This is a genomic window from Xanthobacter sp. DMC12, from assembly GCF_056314105.1.
Genome location: NZ_JBQUYZ010000009.1, coordinates 14,752 through 32,805 on the forward strand (window position 1 = coordinate 14,752; position 18,054 = coordinate 32,805).

Sequence of the window (18,054 nt, forward strand, 5' to 3'; positions counted from 1 at the left end):
GCCTGTCAACCGCCCCGCTTTCAGATGTTGAGGAGGATGGCGACGGCGAACAGAACCCACATGAGGGTCAGAACGGCAAGGCTCGCCAGATCGAGGCTGACCCCGCCGATGCCGCCGCGCGCCCGCGTCGAGAGCAATTGGGGGAAGGCAGCGGCGAGGCGCAGGAGCACGAAGATCCAGGCCAGCACCACGAAGGCCACGTCCGCCTTGCGGGTGAACAGGGCGAGGCAGGTCAGCGTGTAGAAGAGCAGGGCGGCGAGGCCGGCGCGCAGCCCGTCGGCCGTCACCTCGGTGGAGCGCACGGCGCGCAGCAGCACGGCGAGCACCAGCGCCACGTGAACGAAAAGCGGCAGCAGGATCATCTGAACGGTCATGGAAGCCTCCGGGGCGGGCTGTGCCTGTGTCCATCAAGCGCCAGCGCGGCCACGAGCGGAACCGCCGGCGCGGCCGTTCGTTCCCTCGCTGCGGTCTTTCAATGACCAACGCATCTGTGCGCGGTGCCCGTCTTTGCGCGGCCCCGCGGAGGCATCATACATGAGCACTCAGCAGGACATCCGGGAGCTGCGGCGCCAGGTCGAATCCGGACGCGCGCCGCGTCCCTTCTTCACCCGTGTCTCGCAGGCCGTTTCGCGGTGGGCGGGCAAGCCCGTCACCTTCATCATTGCGGTGCTGGTGCTGGTGGTGTGGGGGCTCACAGGGCCGATCTTCGCCTTCAACGACACCTGGCAGCTGGTCATCAACACCTCCACCAGCATCGTCACCTTCCTCATGGTGTTCCTGATTCAGAACAGCCAGAACCGGGATACGGCCGCGCTCCAGATCAAGCTGGACGAGCTGATCGCCCGCCTCGAGGGCCCGCGCGAGAGCCTGCTCGACCTCGAGGATCTGGACGAGGAGGTCCTCGAACGCCTGAGGCTGGAATACGCCCTGCTCGCCGACAAGGCGCGCGAGAACGGGGACAGCCGGGGGCGGGTGCCGCTTTCCGAGGCTCCGGAGTGCAATCCGGGGCAGGGGAAAGCGGAGGATGGTCCGGTCGCCGGCTGAGCGCCCCCTCAGGCGGGGACGGCAAACGCCTCGGGTGCTGCCCCCGCGCGCATCCGCGTCGCCATGGTCTCGTAGGCGATTTCGATGTGCCGCGCGTAGAGGTCCACGGCGAACAGCGGCGAGGCGGGCAGGGCTGCCTGAAGGCGGGTGCGCACCTCGGCAAGCGCCGCGGGATCATTGGCAAGGCCGATGGCGCGGGCCTCGAATGCCTCGGGCGTCGAGGTCGCAAGATCGCCGAGGCCGACCTGCCGCATGAGGCTGTCGGCCACCCGGGACGCGAAAGAGCGTCCCGTGCGGGTGACGATGGGCACTCCCCGCCGCAGGGCGTCGCTGGCGGTGGTGTGGGCGGTGTAGGGGAATGTGTCGAGGAAGAGGTCCGCATGGCCGATGCGGGCGAGATGTTCCTTCAGCGGCACCCGCGGGGCGAATACGAGGCGGGCGGGATCGATGCCGCGCCGCGCGGCCTCGCGGTGGAGATTGTCGGTGGTGCCGGGCCTGCCCTCCAGCAGCCAGAGGACCGAGCCGGGCACGGCGGCGAGGATGCGGGCGAAGCTGGAGAAGGTGTCCGGATCGAGCTTCCAGGCGGCATTGAAGGAGACGAACACGAAGGCGTCTTCCGGCAGCCCGCAGGCGGCGCGTCCGGGCGGCTCGGCAACGGGAAGGTCCGGATCGTTCGGCTGATAGCAATGCGGCAGCTGGACGATCTTTTCGCTGTAGAAGGGCGCATCGGTGAAGGGCAGAACCACCGGATCGCCGATCACGTAGTCGAAGAAGCCCGCCCCGCTGGTGCCGGGATAGCCGAGGAAGCCCACCTGGACCGGCGCCGGGCGATGGGCGAACAGGCTCATGCGCTCGCCTTCGGTATGCCCCATGAGGTCGACGGCGATGTCGATGCCCAGCCCGGCGATCTGCCGGGCGATGTCCTCCGGGCCCGCCTTCTCCACGTCGAGGAAGCGGTCCACCGCCCCCTTCACCCGCGCCCGCTCAGGCGAGCCGTCGTCGGGGCCGATGGAGACGGCAGTGATCTCGAACCGGCTGCGATCGTGCCGTTCCAGCAGGCCGGCGATGAGATGCGTGGTGGGATGGATGCGGAAGTCGGCGGAGACGTAGGCGACGCGGATCGGCCCCGTGGCCGCGCGCCGGGCCGCATGATCGAACACGAGCGGCCGCGCCGGCAGCTTCTCCGCCTCCACCCAGCGCCGTGCCCCGGCGAGGTGCAGCGCGGGGTCGTCGATATAGAGAGTGAGGAAGGGGATGGAGGGCGCGCTTTGGCCGATGGCGCCGAGCCGCAGGTTCTCCAGAAGCCGGTCGTGGCCGCGCCAGTCGCAGGTGGCGCGCCGCGCGGGAAACAGCACGTTGGCGGCCAGCGGAAGGGCCGGGTCTCGCGCGAAGGCCTCGCCCATGGCGGCGATTTCCTCGGCCTTGCGCTTCAGCGCACCGTAGGCGAGGGCGAGGTTGTAGTGGCACTTGGCATCGTCCGGACGCCGCGCCAGCGCCTTGCGGTAAAGCTCGATGGCCTCCAGCTCGCGGCCCTGCCGGGCGCGGCAGATGCCGAGCAGCTGGATCACGTCCGCATGGTCCGGCGCCGTCTTCAGGATCTTGCGATAGGCCCGCGCCGCATCCTCGTACTGCCCGCGCAACTGGAGCTGGTAGCCGTCGTAGAGCAGCTTCGCGAGGGGCGGCGGGAGCGGAGGGGGCTGGGACATGGTCTCGACGGGCTGGTCTCTGCAGGGCGGCGGGGCGCAATCCACGTGAAGAGAAGGCGCCGCGCGCCTCTAGCATGCGGGCGCCGATGGCGATAGGCAGGGGCTGGCGCGCCCGGCCGCCACGCCGGCCAACGCCCCACCTTCTGGAGGAAACTCATGCCGCTTTACGCCCTCGACGGCATCGCCCCGGAGCTGCCCGCCTCCGGCAATTTCTGGATCGCTCCCACCGCCGTGCTCATCGGCCGGGTGATCGTGAAGGAGGGGGCGAGCATCTGGTTCGGCGCGGTGCTGCGCGGCGACAACGAGCCCATCGTGGTCGGCGAAGGCACCAACATTCAGGAGAACTGCGTCCTCCACACCGATCCCGGCTATCCCATGACGCTCGGCCCCAGGGCCACCATCGGCCACAGCGTGACACTGCATGGCTGCACGGTGGGCGAGGGGGCGCTGGTGGGCATGGGCGCGACCGTGCTCAACGGCGCCGTCATCGGCGATCACTGCCTGGTCGGCTCCATGGCGCTCGTCACCGAGGGGAAGACCTTCGAGCCCTATTCGCTCATCGTCGGCGCCCCGGCCAAGGTCGCCCGCACCCTCGACGAGGCGGCCGCCGAGCGGCTGATCGCGACGGCGGCGGGCTATCAGCACCGCTGGCCTCAGTATGCCGCGGGCCTCAAGCGCATCGACTGAGCCGGCGCGCCTGAGGCATACGGAACGCAAAACGGGCCGGAACCGCGGCGTCGGTTCCGGCCCGTTTTCGTCTCGCTGAGGCTGAAGCCGGCGAGGCGACTGGAAAGAGAGATCAGCGGCCGGTGCCCACCACCGGCGGCACCCGGGTTTCTCCGAGCGACACCCACTGGGAGGGATCTTCCTTGGACTGGCGCTTGACGAAGCGATAGCCCGTGTCGGTCCAGCTGTGGATCTCGGCTTCCTGATTGTCGAGGATCAGATCGCCCTTGTCGGTCACGACCGTCAGCACGGCGTGGCCGTCGCCCTCGTGGTCGCGCACCACCGTGATGAGCAGAACCGAAGTCGGCCAGCCGGCGTTGATGAGGCGGCGGCGCTTTTCGAGCACGTAGTCCTCGCAATCGCCGCGGCCGTCGTCGGGGTAGGCCCAGCGCTCGGTCTCGCCGTAATGGTCGAGATCGGTCTCGGGCTGCACGACCTCGTTGACGGTGCGGTTGACGCGCTCGAGTTCGGCCTTGTGCTCGGCATCGAGCCGGATTGCGGGAATGATCGACCCCGCGGCGCGGCAGTCGGCGCCGTTCTCGGCGCAGAAGCGGACATAACCGGAGGGAGCGGACGTATAGCGCCCGTCGGCGAGATGGCGCGGCGCGAAAGCCGCGGCGAGGTTGGCGAGACGAATCTGCCCGCGGGCGTCCTGCGCGGTGGCGGGGACGCTTGCGCCCAGAAGCGCGACCCATGCGGCCAGCGCCAGAGGAAGGCTGAGGAGCGAAACGCGCTTCGACATTGCCGAGGGTCCGAGCGGAGTTAACAAAAAGATAATGCCTCAAGCCGCCGCGCTTGGCTCCGTCAACCTTCTGTTAACCTTAATTGCCCGGTTTTTAAATACCTCCCGTTTTGGCGATCTTTCGTCCCTGTTGCGCCGCCGCCACCCCGTGGCACGCCCTGCGACCGCGCGGCCCTTGGCGGTTCCGTGCGGTGATGCTAATGACTGACGCGTCAGTCATAATCGGTCGCTCCCATGGCGCGAAGTCCTTCCGATGCCCGCGAAACGTCGCCGGAGCCCAAGGCCCCGGTGCGGCGGCGGCGTGCGCCGGCCATGGACAAGGGGGAGCGGCGGCGCTCCATCCTCGATGCGGCGCTGGCGGAGTTCTCGGCCCACGGCTTCGCCGGCGCGCGGCTGGACGACGTGGCGCGGCGGGCCGGCGTCGCCAAGGGCACGCTCTATCTCTACTTCTCCGACAAGGAGGCGCTGTTCCGGGGGCTGGTGGAAGAGACCCTCTCTCCCGTCCTCGTCGATGCCGGCGGCATGGTGGCGCTGTTCCCCGGCGACACCCGCGATCTTCTGGACCTGCTCATCGAGCTTCTCGCCCAACGGGTGCTGGAAACGCCGGCGCAGGCGCTGGTGCGCCTCATGATCGCCGAGGGTCCGCGCTTCCCGGAACTCGCCGCTTATTACCATCGGGAAGTGGTGGTGCGCGGCCTTGCCCTCATTCGCGCCATCGTCGCGCGGGGCATCGCCCGCGGCGAGATCGACAGCGATATTCCCGCCCGCTTCCCCCAGCTTGTCATCGCCCCGGCCATCGTCGCGGTGGTGTGGAACGGCATGTTCGGCGCCTTCGATCCCCTCGACGTGCGCCAGTTCCTCGCCGCCCATCGCGACATGATCCTGCGCGGCCTTGGATGGAGAGAGACGTGATCCGCGCCCCCGCTTTGTGCGCCATGCTCGCGCGTACCCTCGCCCTCGCCGCCGCGATCGGCCTCGCCGGCTGCAACGGCGACGGGACAGGTGGCTTCTCCGGCTATGTGGAGGGGGATCTGGTGTTCATCGGTCCCACCGAAGCCGGGCGCGTCACCGCGCTTCTGGTGGAGGAGGGCGCGCAGGTGAAGGCCGGGCAGGTGCTGGCGAAGGTGGAGGACGATCTCCAGACCGCCGACCGCAACGCCGCCGCCGCCCAGCTCAGGGAAGCCGAGGCGCGTCTGGCCAATGCCCGCTCGCCCCTCCAGCGGCCGGAGGAGGTGGCGGTGCTGGAAGCCTCCGAGCGCCGCGCCGCCGCCGCCCTCGATTTGTCCCGCATCGAGCTGGAGCGCCAGAAGACGCTGGTGCCCAAGGGCGCCTCTTCCCAGGCCAATCTCGATTCCGCCCAGCACCAGTACGACCAGAACCAGGCCGCCCTGGACGAGGCCAAGCGCCGCATCGCCGCCGCCCGCATTGCCTCGCGCAACCAGGATATCGAAGCGGCCGAGCAGGCCGCCGAGGCGGCGAAGGCGAACCTCACCGCCGCCCAGATCCGGCTCGACCGCCGAAGCGTGAAGGCCCCGGCCGACGGCCCGGTGCAGACCGTCTATTACCGGCCCGGCGAGATGGTGCCGGAAGGGCGGCCCATCGTCTCCGTGCTGCCGCCGGGGCTGGTGAAGGTGCGTTTCTTCGTGCCGGAGGCGCAGTTGCCGAAGGTCAAGGCCGGCGCCCCCGTCACCGTCACCTGCGACGGCTGCGCGCCCTTCACCGCCAAGGTGTCCTTCATCGCGGCGCAGGCGGAATACACCCCGCCGGTGATCTACAGCCGCGAGGAGCGCTCCAAGCTCGTCTATATGGTGGAGGCACGGCCCGACGATCCGGCCAGGGCGAAGCCGGGACAGCCGGTGAATGTGAGTCTCGGAGCCACGCCGTGAGCATGGCGTCGGCACCGGCCGCTCCCGACCCGGATGTGGTGATCGAGGTGGAAGGGCTCTCCAAGAGCTTCGGCGGGCATCGCGTGGTGGACAACCTCACCATGCGGGTGCGGCGCGGGCAGATCTACGGCTTCCTCGGCCCCAACGGCTCGGGCAAGACCACCACCATCCGCATGCTGTGCGGATTGCTGACGCCGGACGCGGGGCGCGGCACCTGCCTCGGCATGGACATCCTCACCGAGTCCCGCGCCATCCGCGAGCACGTGGGCTACATGACCCAGCGCTTCTCGCTCTATCAGGACCTCTCGGTGCGGGAGAATCTGGAGTTCGTCGCGCGCCTCTATGGCGTGCCGCAGCCCGAGGCGGCGGCGGGCGCCGCGCTGCAGCGGCTGGGGCTGGAGGGGCGCGGCAAGCAGCTCGCCGGCGCGCTCTCCGGTGGCTGGAAGCAGCGCCTCGCGCTCGGCGCCTGCATCCTGCCCGGTCCCGACCTGCTGCTGCTCGACGAGCCCACCGCCGGCGTCGATCCGCAGGCGCGGCGCGAGTTCTGGGAGCAGATCCACGACCTCGCCGCCGAAGGGCTGACCGTCCTCGTCTCCACCCATTACATGGACGAGGCGGAGCGCTGCCACGAGATCGCGTACATCGCCTATGGCAAGTTGCTCGCCCAGGGCACGGTGCAAAGCGTGATCGCCGCCGCCGGGCTGACGACGGTCACGGTCGAGGTGAAGGGCGACGCGGGGCAGGAGGCCGGGCGCATCGCCCGCGACCTGGCCCGCGACCTCGCCCAGCGCGCGGGCGTGGATATGGTGGCCCCCTTCGGCACTGCCCTGCACATCTCCGGCCGTGATGCCGCGGCGCTGGAGGCGGCGCTCGCGCCCTTCCGCTCGGACGCGCGCCTCGCCTTCCGTGCCGACGCGCCGACGCTGGAAGACGTGTTCATCGACCTGATGCGCCGCTCCAAGGACGAGCTGCGATGAGCGCCCGTGCCGCGCGGGGCGGCTTCTTCACGCGCGTCGGCGCCATGATCGTCAAGGAGTTCATCCAGCTCCGCCGCGACCGCGTGACGTTCGCCACCATGATCATGATCCCGCTGCTGCAGCTGATCCTGTTCGGCTACGCCATCAACACCACGCCGCGGAACCTGCCAACGGCCGTCTTCACCCATGAGAACAACGAGGTCAGCCGGGCGATCCTCGCCGCGCTGCGCAACACCGCCTTCTTCGCCTTCGTGCGCGAGGTAAAGAGCGCCGAGGATGCCGAGCACATGATCCGCTCGGGCGAGGTGCTGTTCTTCGTGGAGATCCCGGCCGGCTTCGAGCGGTCGCTGCGGCGCGGGGAGACGCCCCAGCTGCTGGTCGCGGCGGACGCCACCGACCCGGTGGGCTCGGCCAATGCGCTCGCCGCGCTTGCCGGCGTGGTCAATTCGGCGCTCTCGCGCGAGCGCTTCGTGGATGCGCCGGGCAGCGCTTCCTTCGAGATCGTGCAGCACCGGCGCTACAATCCCGCTGGCACCAGCCAGCTCAATATCGTGCCCGGCCTGCTCGGCACCATCCTCACCATGACCATGTTGATCTTCACCGCCTTGTCGGTGACGCGCGAGATCGAGCGGGGAACGATGGAGAGCCTGCTCTCCATGCCCATCCATCCGGTGGAGATCATGCTGGGCAAGATCACACCGTATGTGCTGGTGGGCATCCTGCAGGCCCTCCTCATCATGGGCGCCGGGATGATTCTCTTCGGCGTCCCGCTTGAAGGGAGCGCGATCCTGCTGGCGGTGGCGACGCTTCTGTTCATCGTCGTCAACCTGTCCATCGGCTACACCTTCTCCACCCTGGCGCAGAACCAGCTCCAGGCGGTGCAGATGTCGTTCATGTTCTTCCTGCCCTCCATCCTGCTGTCAGGCTTCATGTTTCCGTTTTCGGGCATGCCGCTGTGGGCGCAGTGGATCGGCGAGGGGCTGCCGCTCACCCACTATCTCAGGATGGTGCGCGGCATTCTCCTGAAGGGCTCGGGCATGTCCGACCTCACCACGGATGCGGGCGCGCTGGTGGTGCTGATGCTGGTGGCGATGGCCATCGCCGTGGCGAGATTCCGGCAAACTCTGGACTAAAAGCCGTGCGGCATGTGGCCGCGAAGCATTGGCGCTTGCCCGAATTCGTCCTGTGGAAAATAGTGGGCGATGTGGTGGAGCCTGGAGGCGTTCCAGGCTCGCGCGTCCAGCGTTTGCTTGAAGGCTATGCGACCTGATGTCCGCTGCGCTGCGGCATTTGGCTTGGCAACTTGCGACGGCCCGCCACAGCGCACATCCGTATTTCGCCGGGCATAGCCTTTGACATGCGTCAAGGTGAAAAACGGTCCTAGGGCGTTGATCTGCGTCCTAGTCCCCCGGGTGTAGTTCTGCGCTCCGGCGTGAAGGGTCCACAGATGACAACATTGCAAGCTCCAATCCAGCCCCCGGCGAAGTCGTTGAGGTGGGGTGAGGGCGCTCTCATCGGGGTGTTCTCCCTCTTCGCCCTTTTCTCGATCGTCGTGGCGGCGAAGGCCTACACGCCGGAATACGCTTTTCATGCGTACCTGTTCGCGGCGGCGAGCATCGCGGCGGTGTTCGCCATCGGCAACCGCTACATGAACCGCCCGGCCGGCGACGTGCCGCAGTTCATCGACGGCAAGCCCAACTACAACATGGGCGTCGTGAAGTTTGCGACCATCGCCGCCGTGGTGTGGGGCATCGCCGGGTTCCTGGTGGGTGTCATCGCCGCCCTGCAGCTGGCCTTCCCGGTCGTGAACCTGGACCTGCCCTGGATCTCGTTCGGCCGGCTTCGGCCGCTGCACACCTCGGCGGTGATCTTCGCCTTCGGTGGCAACGTGCTGCTCGCCACCTCCTTCTACGTGGTGCAGCGGACCTCGCGCGCCCGCCTCGCGGGTGATCTCGCCCCCTGGTTCGTGATCCTCGGCTACAACTTCTTCATCGTCATCGCCGGTACGGGCTATCTGCTCGGCATCACCCAGGGCAAGGAATACGCCGAGCCCGAGTGGTATTCTGACCTGTGGCTCACCGTGGTCTGGGTCACCTACCTGCTGGTGTTCCTGGTGACGCTGCTGAAGCGTAACGAGCCGCACATCTATGTGGCGAACTGGTTCTATCTCGCCTTCATCATCACCATCGCGGTTCTGCACCTCGGCAACAACGCCACCATCCCGGTGTCGGTCTTCTCGCCGAAGTCCTACATCCTGTGGTCCGGCGTGCAGGACGCCATGTTCCAGTGGTGGTACGGCCACAACGCGGTGGGCTTCTTCCTGACCGCCGGCTTCCTTGCCCTGATGTACTACTTCATCCCGAAGCGCGCCGAGCGTCCGGTCTATTCCTACCGGCTCTCCATCGTGCACTTCTGGGCGCTGATCTTCATCTACATCTGGGCCGGCCCGCACCACCTGCACTACACGGCTCTGCCGGACTGGGCGCAGACGCTGGGCATGACCTTCTCGGTGATCCTGTGGATGCCCTCCTGGGGCGGCATGATCAACGGCCTCATGACGCTCTCGGGCGCCTGGGACAAGCTGCGCACCGATCCCGTCATCCGCATGATGGTGGTGGCGGTCGCCTTCTACGGCATGTCCACCTTCGAAGGCCCGATGATGTCGGTGAAGGCGGTGAACTCGCTCAGCCACTACACCGAATGGACCATCGGCCACGTGCATTCCGGCGCGCTCGGCTGGGTCGCCTACATCTCCTTCGGCGCCATCTACTGCCTGGTGCCCTGGCTCTGGAACAAGCGCGAAATGTATTCGGTCAAGGCCATCAACTGGCACTTCTGGGTCTCGACCCTCGGCATCGTGCTCTACATCTCCTCCATGTGGGTGGCGGGCATCCTGCAGGGCCTCATGTGGCGCGCCTACACGCAGCTCGGCTTCCTCGAATACTCGTTCATCGAGACGGTCGAGGCGATGCACCCGCTCTACGTGATCCGTGCCCTGGGCGGCATCCTCTTCCTGGCCGGCGCCCTCGTCATGGCGTGGAACGTCTGGAAGACCATCACCACCCCCCAGACCGCAGCCGAGCGCGAGCTCGCCCTGCAGGCGGCCGAGTGAGGAGGCGAGCATGGCGACCCAAGGCACCTCAATCTGGTCCAAGCATCAGATCTTCGAGAAGCACTCCTACTGGCTGATGCTCGGCATCCTGGTGATGATCGCCATCGGCGGTCTCGTCGAGATTGCCCCGCTCTTCTACCTGAAGAGCACCATCGAGAAGGTGGAGGGCATGCGTCCCTACTCGCCGCTCGAGCTGGCGGGACGCAACATCTACATCCGCGAGGGCTGCTACAACTGCCACTCGCAGATGATCCGCCCGCTGCGTGACGAGGTGGAGCGCTACGGCCACTATTCGCTGGCGGCCGAGAGCATGTACGACCGCCCGTTCCAGTGGGGCTCCAAGCGGACCGGTCCCGATCTCGCCCGCGTCGGCGGCAAGTATTCGGACCTGTGGCAGGTGGAGCACCTGAACAACCCGCGCTCCGTGGTGCCGGCCTCCATCATGCCGAGCTACCCGTGGCTGGCGAAGACCAAGCTCAACGCCAAGCACATCGGCGAAGAGATGCGGGTCCAGCAGATTCTCGGCGTGCCCTACACCGACGAGATGATCGCCAAGGCCCAGGACGACCTGAAGACCCAGTCGACCACCGACGCCGCCGACGCCGATGGCCTGCAGAAGCGCTATCCCAAAGCGCAGGGCCGCGACTACGACGGCAACCCGGGCGAGCTCACCGAGGCCGACGCGCTGATCGCCTATCTGCAGATGCTGGGCACGCTCGTCGACTTCAAGCTCTACGACAACCAGGCGAATGTGAGGTGATCGATGCACGAGACCTATCTCGGCCTCGCGGCCTTCGCCCAGACGGGGGGCCTGGTCCTCTTCGTCGTCGCCTTCCTGCTGGTGGTCGCTTACGCCTTCTGGCCCTCTAAGAAGAGGAAGAAGGAATTCGAGGACGCCGCCAACATTCCGCTCAAAGAGGATTGATCCCGTGAGCACGACCAACGACACCCACGGCAAGGTCGACCAAGCAACCGGCGTCTCGACCACCGGCCATGAATGGGATGGCATTTCTGAACTGAACAACCCGCTGCCGCGCTGGTGGCTGTGGGTGTGGTACGCATGCATCGTCTGGGCCATCGGCTACTGGATCCTGTATCCGGCGTGGCCGCTGGTCTCGTCCGCGACGCCGGGCATTCTCGGCTGGCATTCGCGCTCGGCGGTGGCGATCCAGATCGCCGACCTGAAGGCCGTCCGGTCCGAAAGCGCGGCCAAGCTCGCCAACGCCTCGCTTGAGCAGATCGAGCAGACGCCGGCGCTGCTCTCCCTCGCCCGGGCGCAGGGCCGCGTTGCCTTCGCCGACAATTGCGCGCCCTGCCACGGCGCGGGCGGCGGCGGCGCCACCGGCTTCCCCAACCTCAATGACGACGACTGGCTGTGGGGCGGTTCGCTGGAGCAGATCCAGACGACCATCGAGCACGGCATCCGCGCCAACGATCCGGATACCCGCCAGGGCAACATGCCGGCCTTCGGCAAGGACGGCATCCTCCAGAAGCCGGAAATCTCGGCGGTGGCGGACTATGTGCGCACCCTCTCCGGCATCGCCAAGCCGGGTGCGGACTTCGACAAGGGCAAGGAGGTGTTCGCCTCCAACTGCGCCGCCTGCCATGGCGAAGACGGCAAGGGCAACCAGGAAATGGGTGCTCCGAACCTCACCGACGGCATCTGGCTCTATGGCTCCGACAAGGCCACCATCGAGTACGGCGTCATCAACGGACGTGGCAACGTGATGCCGGCCTGGCACGCGCGCCTCGACCCGACCACGATCAAGGCTCTCACCGTCTACGTCCATTCGCTGGGCGGCGGACGCTGAGCCTGAGGTCCGGGGCGTTCCGCCCCGGACGCGCCCACCGGGCAGCCTTCCGGGCGGACACGCGCAGCGTCCGGAAAAGCCTCCTGGGCGGAGATGCCAAAAGGTCGCGCGACCAAACGTCGGCGCGACCTTTTGTTTTGGGGATCACAGCTACATTCTAAGATATGAATGTAGTGCAGCAGAGCGGAGACGGGGGTCTCCGCAATTGCGCCCGAGGGGCAAGGCCCCGACGTATGGCCGGTCCGTCTTGACCGGCGAACCGCGGTGAAGATGATGACTGCCCTGTCCACCAAGTCCGAGGACAAGAAGGCCCCCGTGGTCGTGAGCGGCGACGACGACATCCCGCTTTACGAGGCCCGGCGCCAGATCTATCCCCAGAGCGTCCACGGTCGCTTCCGCACCATCAAGTGGGTCCTGCTCGGCATCACCCTCGGCATCTACTATCTGCTGCCGTTCGTGCGCTGGGACCGTGGTCCGGACGCGCCGAACCAGGCCGTGCTCATCGATTTTCCGGCCCGCCGCTTCTATTTCTTCTTCCTCGAGATCTGGCCGCAAGAATTCTACTACGTCGCCGGCCTGCTCATCCTTTCCGCGCTCATCCTGTTTCTGATGAATGCGGTGGCCGGCCGCGTGTGGTGCGGCTATCTTTGCCCGCAGACGGTGTGGACTGATCTGTTCATGGCCGTGGAGCGCCTGATCGAGGGCGACCGCCGCGAGCGGATGATCGCCGACGCCCAGCCCTGGTCCATCGACAAGTTCGCGCACAAGACGCTGAAGCATTCCATCTGGCTGCTGATCGCGTGGTGGACCGGCGGCGCCTGGGTGCTCTACTTCGCCGATGCGCCGACCCTGGTGGTGGAGCTTGCCACCTTCCAGGCGCCCGCCGTGGCCTACATGTCCATCGCGGTGCTGACCTTCACCACCTATGCCCTCGCCGGCCACATGCGCGAGCAGGTCTGCACCTACATGTGCCCGTGGCCCCGCATCCAGGCGGCGCTGACCGACGAATATGCGCTCAACGTCACCTATCTCTACGATCGCGGCGAGCCCCGCGGTTCGGTGAAGAAGGCGGCCGTGCTGCGCGAGAAGGGGCTGCCCGCGGGCGACTGCGTGGACTGCGGCCAGTGCGTCGCGGTGTGCCCCACGGGCGTCGACATCCGCCAGGGGCTCCAGCTGCCCTGCATCCAGTGCGGCCTGTGCATCGATGCCTGCAACACGGTGATGCACAAGATCGGCCGTCCGGGGAACCTCATCACCTACGAGAGCGAGGCGAACCTTGAGGCGCGCGCCGCCGGCAAGCCTTTCGTCCAGCGCATCCTGCGCCCGCGCACCATCCTCTACGGGGTGCTGATCGCCCTCGTCTCGGGCCTCATGCTCACCGCGCTGATCGGGCGCTCGACGGAAGGCATCGCCGCCATCCACGACCGCAACCCGCTGTTCGTGCGGCTCTCGAGCGGCGCCATTCGCAATGCCTACACCATCCGCCTCATCAACAAGAAGCTGGAGGAGCGGACCTTCATCCTCTCCGTCGAGGGCGTTCCCGATGCCAGCATCGAAGTGATCGGCGACAATGCGGACGGCCTCACCATCGGCCCGGACCAGACGCGGGAGGTGCGCGTGCTCGTCACCACCAGCGACAAGCTCCCGCCCTCGGCGTCCCTGCCCGTGACCTTCCGCATCCGCGACAAGGCTTCCGGCCTCGCCGCCTCCGTCACCGACCATTTCATCGGCCCCTGATCGGGCCGCAGGGAAGGGAAACACACCATGGCTAGAGCCTCTGCCCCGGCCGCCAGCACCCCGAAGGCACCGCGCGAACTGACCGGCCGCGCGGTGCTCGCCATCCTCCTCGCCTTCTTCGGCGTGGTCATCGGCGTCAACGTCATCATGGCGCGCTTCGCCGTCACCACCTTCGCGGGGGTGGAGACCGAAAGCTCCTACAAGGCCGGCCTTGCCTTCACCGCCGAGCATCAGGCGGCGGAGCGGCAGGCGGCCATGCACTGGAAGGTGGACGTGGCCCTCGCTTCACCCGGTGGCGGTGCCCGCGAGGTGAACATCGTCGTGCGCGATGGCGCCGGAAAGCCCATCACGAACCTCGTCGCCGACGGCGAACTCGCCCACCCCACCGACGCGCGCCGCGACGTGGTGCTGGACCTCGAGCCGCTGGGCGAGGGCCGCTACCGCGCCCGCACCCAGGCCGGCGCCGGCCAGTGGGATCTGGTGATTGATTTTGCGCAAGGCGGCGAACGGGTCTTCCGGTCCAAGAATCGGGTGCAGCTTCCGTAAGCCGCTTGAACGGGCATCCGGCATCCTCCGGGCCTCCCGAGGCGGCATCGAGACTGCCGGGCGGCTACCGTCCAGTGCCGCCCGTGCCTTGAGTACGAGAGGCTGGGCGGTTCGTCGCGCCGCCGGCCTGTCGTACTCATTTTATTTCATGGCATGGTGCTGAACCGTGCCGCGGGCTCAGCCCGCACCCTCCCTGCAGCCCCCGGGGACCTGAAGATGTCTGAGGCGATCGACTATTCCATCTTCGTCGGCACGTCCGAGGACGGCCTGGCGCAGATGAGTCTCGCCATCGACGGCATCGATTGCGCCGCCTGCATCGGCGAGATCGAGAATGGGGTGAAGGCGCTGCCCGGCGTGGTGCGCGCCCGCCTCAACTACTCGACCCACCGCCTCACCGTCGCCTGGTCGGAAGGCACGTCGCCGGACCGGGTGGTGGGGCAGCTGGAAGCGCTCGGCTACCGCGCCCATCCCTTCGCCGGTCGGGCGGAGGAGAGCGAGGCGCGGCACGCCCGCTGGCTGCTGCGCTGCCTCGGCGTCGCCGGCTTCGCGGCCATGAACATCATGCTGCTGTCGGTCTCGGTGTGGTCGGGCAACGTCACCGACATCACCCCCGAGACGCGCGACTTCTTCCACTGGATTTCTGCGCTCATCGCGCTGCCGGCGGCGGCCTATGCCGGCCAGCCCTTCTTCCAGAGCGCTGTGCGCGCCATCCGCTCCGGCCGGCTGAACATGGACGTGCCGATCACCATCGGCGTCACGCTGGCGCTGGGCATGAGCGTGCTGGAAACGGCCATGAGCCAGCCGCACGCTTATTTCGACAGCGCCATCATGCTGCTGTTCTTCCTCCTCGCCGGCCGCTACCTCGACCACGAGGCGCGCAGGCGCACCCGCGCCACGGCGGGCAACATCGCGGCGCTCCGGGGCGAGATGGCCCATCGCCTGGGAGCCGACGGGGTGCCCGTGCTGGTGCCCGTGCAGGCGCTCCAGCCGGGCGACACCATCCTCGTGCATCCCGGCGAGCGGGTGGCGGCGGACGGCGTGATCGCGTCCGGCCTCTCGGCGGTGGATGAAAGCCTCGTCACCGGCGAGACCCTGCCGCGCGCGCTGAAGGCCGGGGACCATGTCTATGCCGGAAGCCTGAACGGGGAGGGCGCGCTGCACCTTACCGTCACCGCCGGCGGCGAGAACACGCTGGTGGACGACGTGCAGCGCCTGCTCGATGGCGCGCTGGCGGAAAAGGGCGCCTACGTGCGCCTCGCCGACCGGGTGGCCCGGCTCTACGCGCCCATGGTCCACCTCACCGCCCTCGTCTCTGCCATCGGCTGGCTGCTGGCGGGCGCCGGGCTGCACGATGCGGTGATGATCGCGGTGGCGGTGCTCATCATCACCTGCCCCTGCGCGCTGGCGCTCGCCGTGCCGGCGGTGCAGGTGACGGCGACCGGCCGGCTGTTCCGCGCCGGCCTCCTCATCAATGCCGGCGACATGCTGGAGCGCCTCGCCGCTGTGGATACGGTGGTCTTTGACAAGACCGGCACCCTGACCCTGCCCGAGCCGGCGCTGGCTCTGCCGCGCGGCGCCGATCCGGAACTGGTGGCGCTGGCCGGCCGGCTGGCCCTGTCGAGCCGTCATCCGCTGGCCGGCGTCATCGCCGCGCGAGCGAAGGGGCCGGCGCTGGAGCACGTCACCGAGGTGAGCGGTCAGGGCATCGAGGCGATCATCGACGGCCGTCGCGCCCGCCTCGGCAGCCTGTCTTTCTGCGAGGCCACGGCCCCCGCCGATCTGCCCGCCGATGCCTCCCTCATCGCCTTCCGCCACGGTGAGAAGGTGCTCGTCATGGGCGTCGCCCAGGCGCTGCGGCCGGATGCGCGCGAGGTGGTCGCCGAGCTGAAGGCGCGCGGCCTCGACGTGCGCATTCTCTCCGGCGACCGGCCGGCGGCGGTGGCGCCGGTGGCGGAAGCTCTCGGAATCACTGCGGCCGAGGCCGGCCTGAAGCCCGCCGACAAGATCGCCGCGCTGGACGCCCTCAAGGCCCAGGGCCGCCGCGTGCTCATGGTCGGCGACGGCCTCAACGACGCGCCGGCCTTGGCGGCCGCCACCGTCTCGCTCTCGCCGGCGAGCGGTGCTGCCGTCACGCAGGCCCATGCGGATGCGGTGTTCCTCGGCCGCCGGCTGTGGCCGGTGCTGGCCGCGGTAGATGGCGCCCGCACGGCGGCCCGGCTGATGCGGCAGAACCTCGCCATTGCCGTGGGCTACAACATCATCGCCGTGCCGCTGGCCATCGCCGGCTTCGTGACGCCGCTGGTGGCGGCGCTCGCCATGTCCGGCTCTTCCATCCTTGTGACCGTGAACGCCTTGCGCGCGGCCCGTCCCGGGCGCAAGGAAGAGGCGGTGGGGGACGACAGCGCGACGGGCGATGCCAGCGCGCTCACGGAGGTGGCGGCGTGAACGTCCTCGTCTATCTCGTGCCCCTCGCGCTGCTGCTCGGCCTCGGCGGCCTGTTCGCCTTCCTCTGGAGCCTCAAGAGCGGGCAATATGACGACCTCGATGGCGCGGCCGTCCGGGTGTTGTCCGACGACGACCTGCCGGAGAGCGCAAGACCGCCTTCCCACGCCGCCCCGGAAAGGCGCCGGCCGTGAGGCGCGCCGCGCCCGCTCCCGAGCCCCGCGCGGGGATGCTGGTCTGCGTCTGCGACCCACAACTCGACGCCCCGGCCAATGACAACGGCCCGCGCGCCGTCTCCACCTTCGGCCTTGCGCTGGGCTTCGCCTTTGCGGTGCTGGCGCAGACGGTGGCCTCTGCGGCGCTCCCGCTGGCCGGCGCGCAGCTGGCGCCGCGGCCGGAGCTCGTCACCTGGCCGTTCGCCGCCTTGCTGCTCGGTGCGGCGCTCGCCTCCTTCCCCGCCTCCTTCCTGCGCGATGCGTTCGGCCGGCGCACGGGCTTTGCGCTCGGCGCCTCGGTGGGCATTGCCGGCGGGGCGCTGCTGGTGGCGGCGCTTATCCAGCGGCAGTTCGCCTGGGCCTGTCTCGGCGCCCTGTGGCTCGGCATGGCGCAGGGCTTCTCCTTCTTCTACCGGCACGAGGCCGCCGCCGCGAGCGGCCGCCCCGCCGCCGCCACGGCCGGCGTGCTGGCCGGCGGCCTCCTTGCCGCCGTGGCCGGCCCGACGCTTGCAAGCTTCGCCGAAAGTCTCGCGGCGCCCTTCTTCCTTGTCGGCGCCGCCGGGTTGGCGGCACTGGCGCATACCTGCTCCCTGGGCGTCGCGGTGATGCTGGCGGACGATCCCACCTCCACTTTCCGCCCCAAGGTGACGGCGCCCCTCTCGGCCATCGTGTGGCCGACGCTGGTGGCGGGTATCGCGTGGTTCGGCATGAATGCCGTCATGTCCGGCGCGCCGCTGGCGCTGGTCGGCTGCGGCATCGGCGGGGCGGCGGTGTTCGGCTTCATCGCCTTGCACGTGGCGGCCATGTATGCGCCGGCCGTGCCGCTGGCCCTCGCGGGGGATCGCCTGCCGCCGCTGGCCATCGCGCTGACGGGCGTCGTGCTGGTCGCCATCGGCGTGCCGCTCCAGCGGCTCGCGACCCCGGAAAGCATCACGGCGGCGCTGATCTGCGTCGGCGCCGGCTGGTCGGTGGCCACGGTGGGCGCGACGGCGTGGATCTACCAGTCCGGCCAGCCGAGCCGCCTCGCGCTGGCGCTGCATGACGGCGGCCTGTTCGCCCTCGCGATCTGCGGCGCGCTCACCGGCTATCTGCTGGCCTGAAACCGCCGGG

Annotated in this window: 18 protein-coding genes; 15 read left to right on the forward strand and 3 right to left on the reverse strand. The window is 68.6% G+C overall.

Going from position 1 to position 18,054, the window contains the following annotated elements:
• Positions 1–20 precede the first annotated feature (20 nt).
• Entirely contained in the window at positions 21–374 is a 354-nt protein-coding gene (locus ACT535_RS23915) for a hypothetical protein (protein WP_476366282.1), read from the reverse strand.
• A 160-nt stretch (positions 375–534) separates the two neighbouring features.
• On the opposite strand from ACT535_RS23915, the gene ACT535_RS23920 reads away from it, so the two are divergent.
• Positions 535–1,044 carry a low affinity iron permease family protein gene (locus ACT535_RS23920; RefSeq protein ID WP_168462415.1) on the forward strand — a complete coding sequence of 170 codons (510 nt, stop codon included), beginning with the start codon at positions 535–537 and terminating at the stop codon, positions 1,042–1,044.
• Positions 1,045–1,052: 8 nt separating this feature from the next.
• Here ACT535_RS23920 and ACT535_RS23925 read toward each other — a convergent pair whose 3' ends face one another.
• Complete coding sequence (locus ACT535_RS23925; RefSeq protein ID WP_476366283.1) at positions 1,053–2,750, reverse strand: O-linked N-acetylglucosamine transferase, SPINDLY family protein; 1,698 nt, start codon at positions 2,748–2,750, stop codon at positions 1,053–1,055.
• Between the two features lie 156 nt (positions 2,751–2,906).
• On the opposite strand from ACT535_RS23925, the gene ACT535_RS23930 reads away from it, so the two are divergent.
• Complete coding sequence (locus tag ACT535_RS23930) at positions 2,907–3,437, forward strand: gamma carbonic anhydrase family protein (protein WP_168462417.1); 531 nt, start codon at positions 2,907–2,909, stop codon at positions 3,435–3,437.
• A gap of 112 nt (positions 3,438–3,549) precedes the next feature.
• Here ACT535_RS23930 and ACT535_RS23935 read toward each other — a convergent pair whose 3' ends face one another.
• Positions 3,550–4,218 (reverse strand): transglutaminase-like cysteine peptidase, encoded by a 669-nt coding sequence (locus ACT535_RS23935; RefSeq protein ID WP_476366284.1) that lies wholly within the window; start codon positions 4,216–4,218, stop codon positions 3,550–3,552.
• 234 nt (positions 4,219–4,452) lie between these two features.
• Here ACT535_RS23935 and ACT535_RS23940 point away from each other — a divergent pair, with 234 nt between their 5' ends.
• The 13 genes from ACT535_RS23940 (at position 4,453) to ACT535_RS24000 (ending at position 18,044) form a co-directional block, all read left to right on the forward strand.
• The gene (locus ACT535_RS23940; RefSeq protein ID WP_476366285.1) at positions 4,453–5,130 is read left to right on the forward strand and encodes a TetR/AcrR family transcriptional regulator; all 678 of its coding nucleotides are present in this window, start codon (positions 4,453–4,455) and stop codon (positions 5,128–5,130) included.
• On the forward strand, positions 5,127–6,104 hold the full coding sequence (locus ACT535_RS23945; protein WP_476366286.1) for an HlyD family secretion protein: 978 nt from the start codon (positions 5,127–5,129) through the stop codon (positions 6,102–6,104). The genes ACT535_RS23940 and ACT535_RS23945 overlap by 4 nt, the downstream gene beginning before the upstream one ends.
• A 2-nt stretch (positions 6,105–6,106) precedes the next feature.
• A complete protein-coding gene (locus ACT535_RS23950; protein WP_476366379.1) occupies positions 6,107–7,081 on the forward strand; it encodes an ABC transporter ATP-binding protein in 975 nt (324 codons plus the stop codon).
• Entirely contained in the window at positions 7,078–8,214 is a 1,137-nt protein-coding gene (locus tag ACT535_RS23955; protein ID WP_168462420.1) for an ABC transporter permease, read from the forward strand. Before ACT535_RS23950 ends, ACT535_RS23955 begins: the two co-directional genes overlap by 4 nt.
• Before the next feature lie 314 nt (positions 8,215–8,528).
• Positions 8,529–10,193, forward strand: coding sequence for a cytochrome-c oxidase, cbb3-type subunit I (ccoN, locus tag ACT535_RS23960; RefSeq protein ID WP_476329110.1), 1,665 nt, complete (start codon positions 8,529–8,531; stop codon positions 10,191–10,193).
• Between the two features lie 10 nt (positions 10,194–10,203).
• Positions 10,204–10,953, forward strand: coding sequence for a cytochrome-c oxidase, cbb3-type subunit II (gene ccoO, locus ACT535_RS23965; RefSeq protein ID WP_168462422.1), 750 nt, complete (start codon positions 10,204–10,206; stop codon positions 10,951–10,953).
• Positions 10,954–10,956: 3 nt separating this feature from the next.
• Positions 10,957–11,118 carry a cbb3-type cytochrome c oxidase subunit 3 gene (locus tag ACT535_RS23970; RefSeq protein ID WP_476366287.1) on the forward strand — a complete coding sequence of 54 codons (162 nt, stop codon included), beginning with the start codon at positions 10,957–10,959 and terminating at the stop codon, positions 11,116–11,118.
• A gap of 4 nt (positions 11,119–11,122) precedes the next feature.
• Complete coding sequence (gene ccoP, locus ACT535_RS23975; protein WP_168462424.1) at positions 11,123–12,004, forward strand: cytochrome-c oxidase, cbb3-type subunit III; 882 nt, start codon at positions 11,123–11,125, stop codon at positions 12,002–12,004.
• Positions 12,005–12,277: 273 nt separating this feature from the next.
• A complete protein-coding gene (gene ccoG / locus ACT535_RS23980) occupies positions 12,278–13,741 on the forward strand; it encodes a cytochrome c oxidase accessory protein CcoG (protein ID WP_476366380.1) in 1,464 nt (487 codons plus the stop codon).
• Between the two features lie 27 nt (positions 13,742–13,768).
• Positions 13,769–14,287 (forward strand): FixH family protein, encoded by a 519-nt coding sequence (locus ACT535_RS23985; RefSeq protein ID WP_168462425.1) that lies wholly within the window; start codon positions 13,769–13,771, stop codon positions 14,285–14,287.
• A 216-nt stretch (positions 14,288–14,503) separates the two neighbouring features.
• A complete protein-coding gene (locus ACT535_RS23990) occupies positions 14,504–16,732 on the forward strand; it encodes a heavy metal translocating P-type ATPase (protein WP_476366288.1) in 2,229 nt (742 codons plus the stop codon).
• On the forward strand, positions 16,729–16,923 hold the full coding sequence (gene ccoS / locus ACT535_RS23995) for a cbb3-type cytochrome oxidase assembly protein CcoS (RefSeq protein WP_168462427.1): 195 nt from the start codon (positions 16,729–16,731) through the stop codon (positions 16,921–16,923). Before ACT535_RS23990 ends, ccoS begins: the two co-directional genes overlap by 4 nt.
• A complete protein-coding gene (locus ACT535_RS24000) occupies positions 16,920–18,044 on the forward strand; it encodes a hypothetical protein (protein WP_476366289.1) in 1,125 nt (374 codons plus the stop codon). The genes ccoS and ACT535_RS24000 overlap by 4 nt, the downstream gene beginning before the upstream one ends.
• The last annotated feature ends 10 nt before the right edge of the window (positions 18,045–18,054 follow it).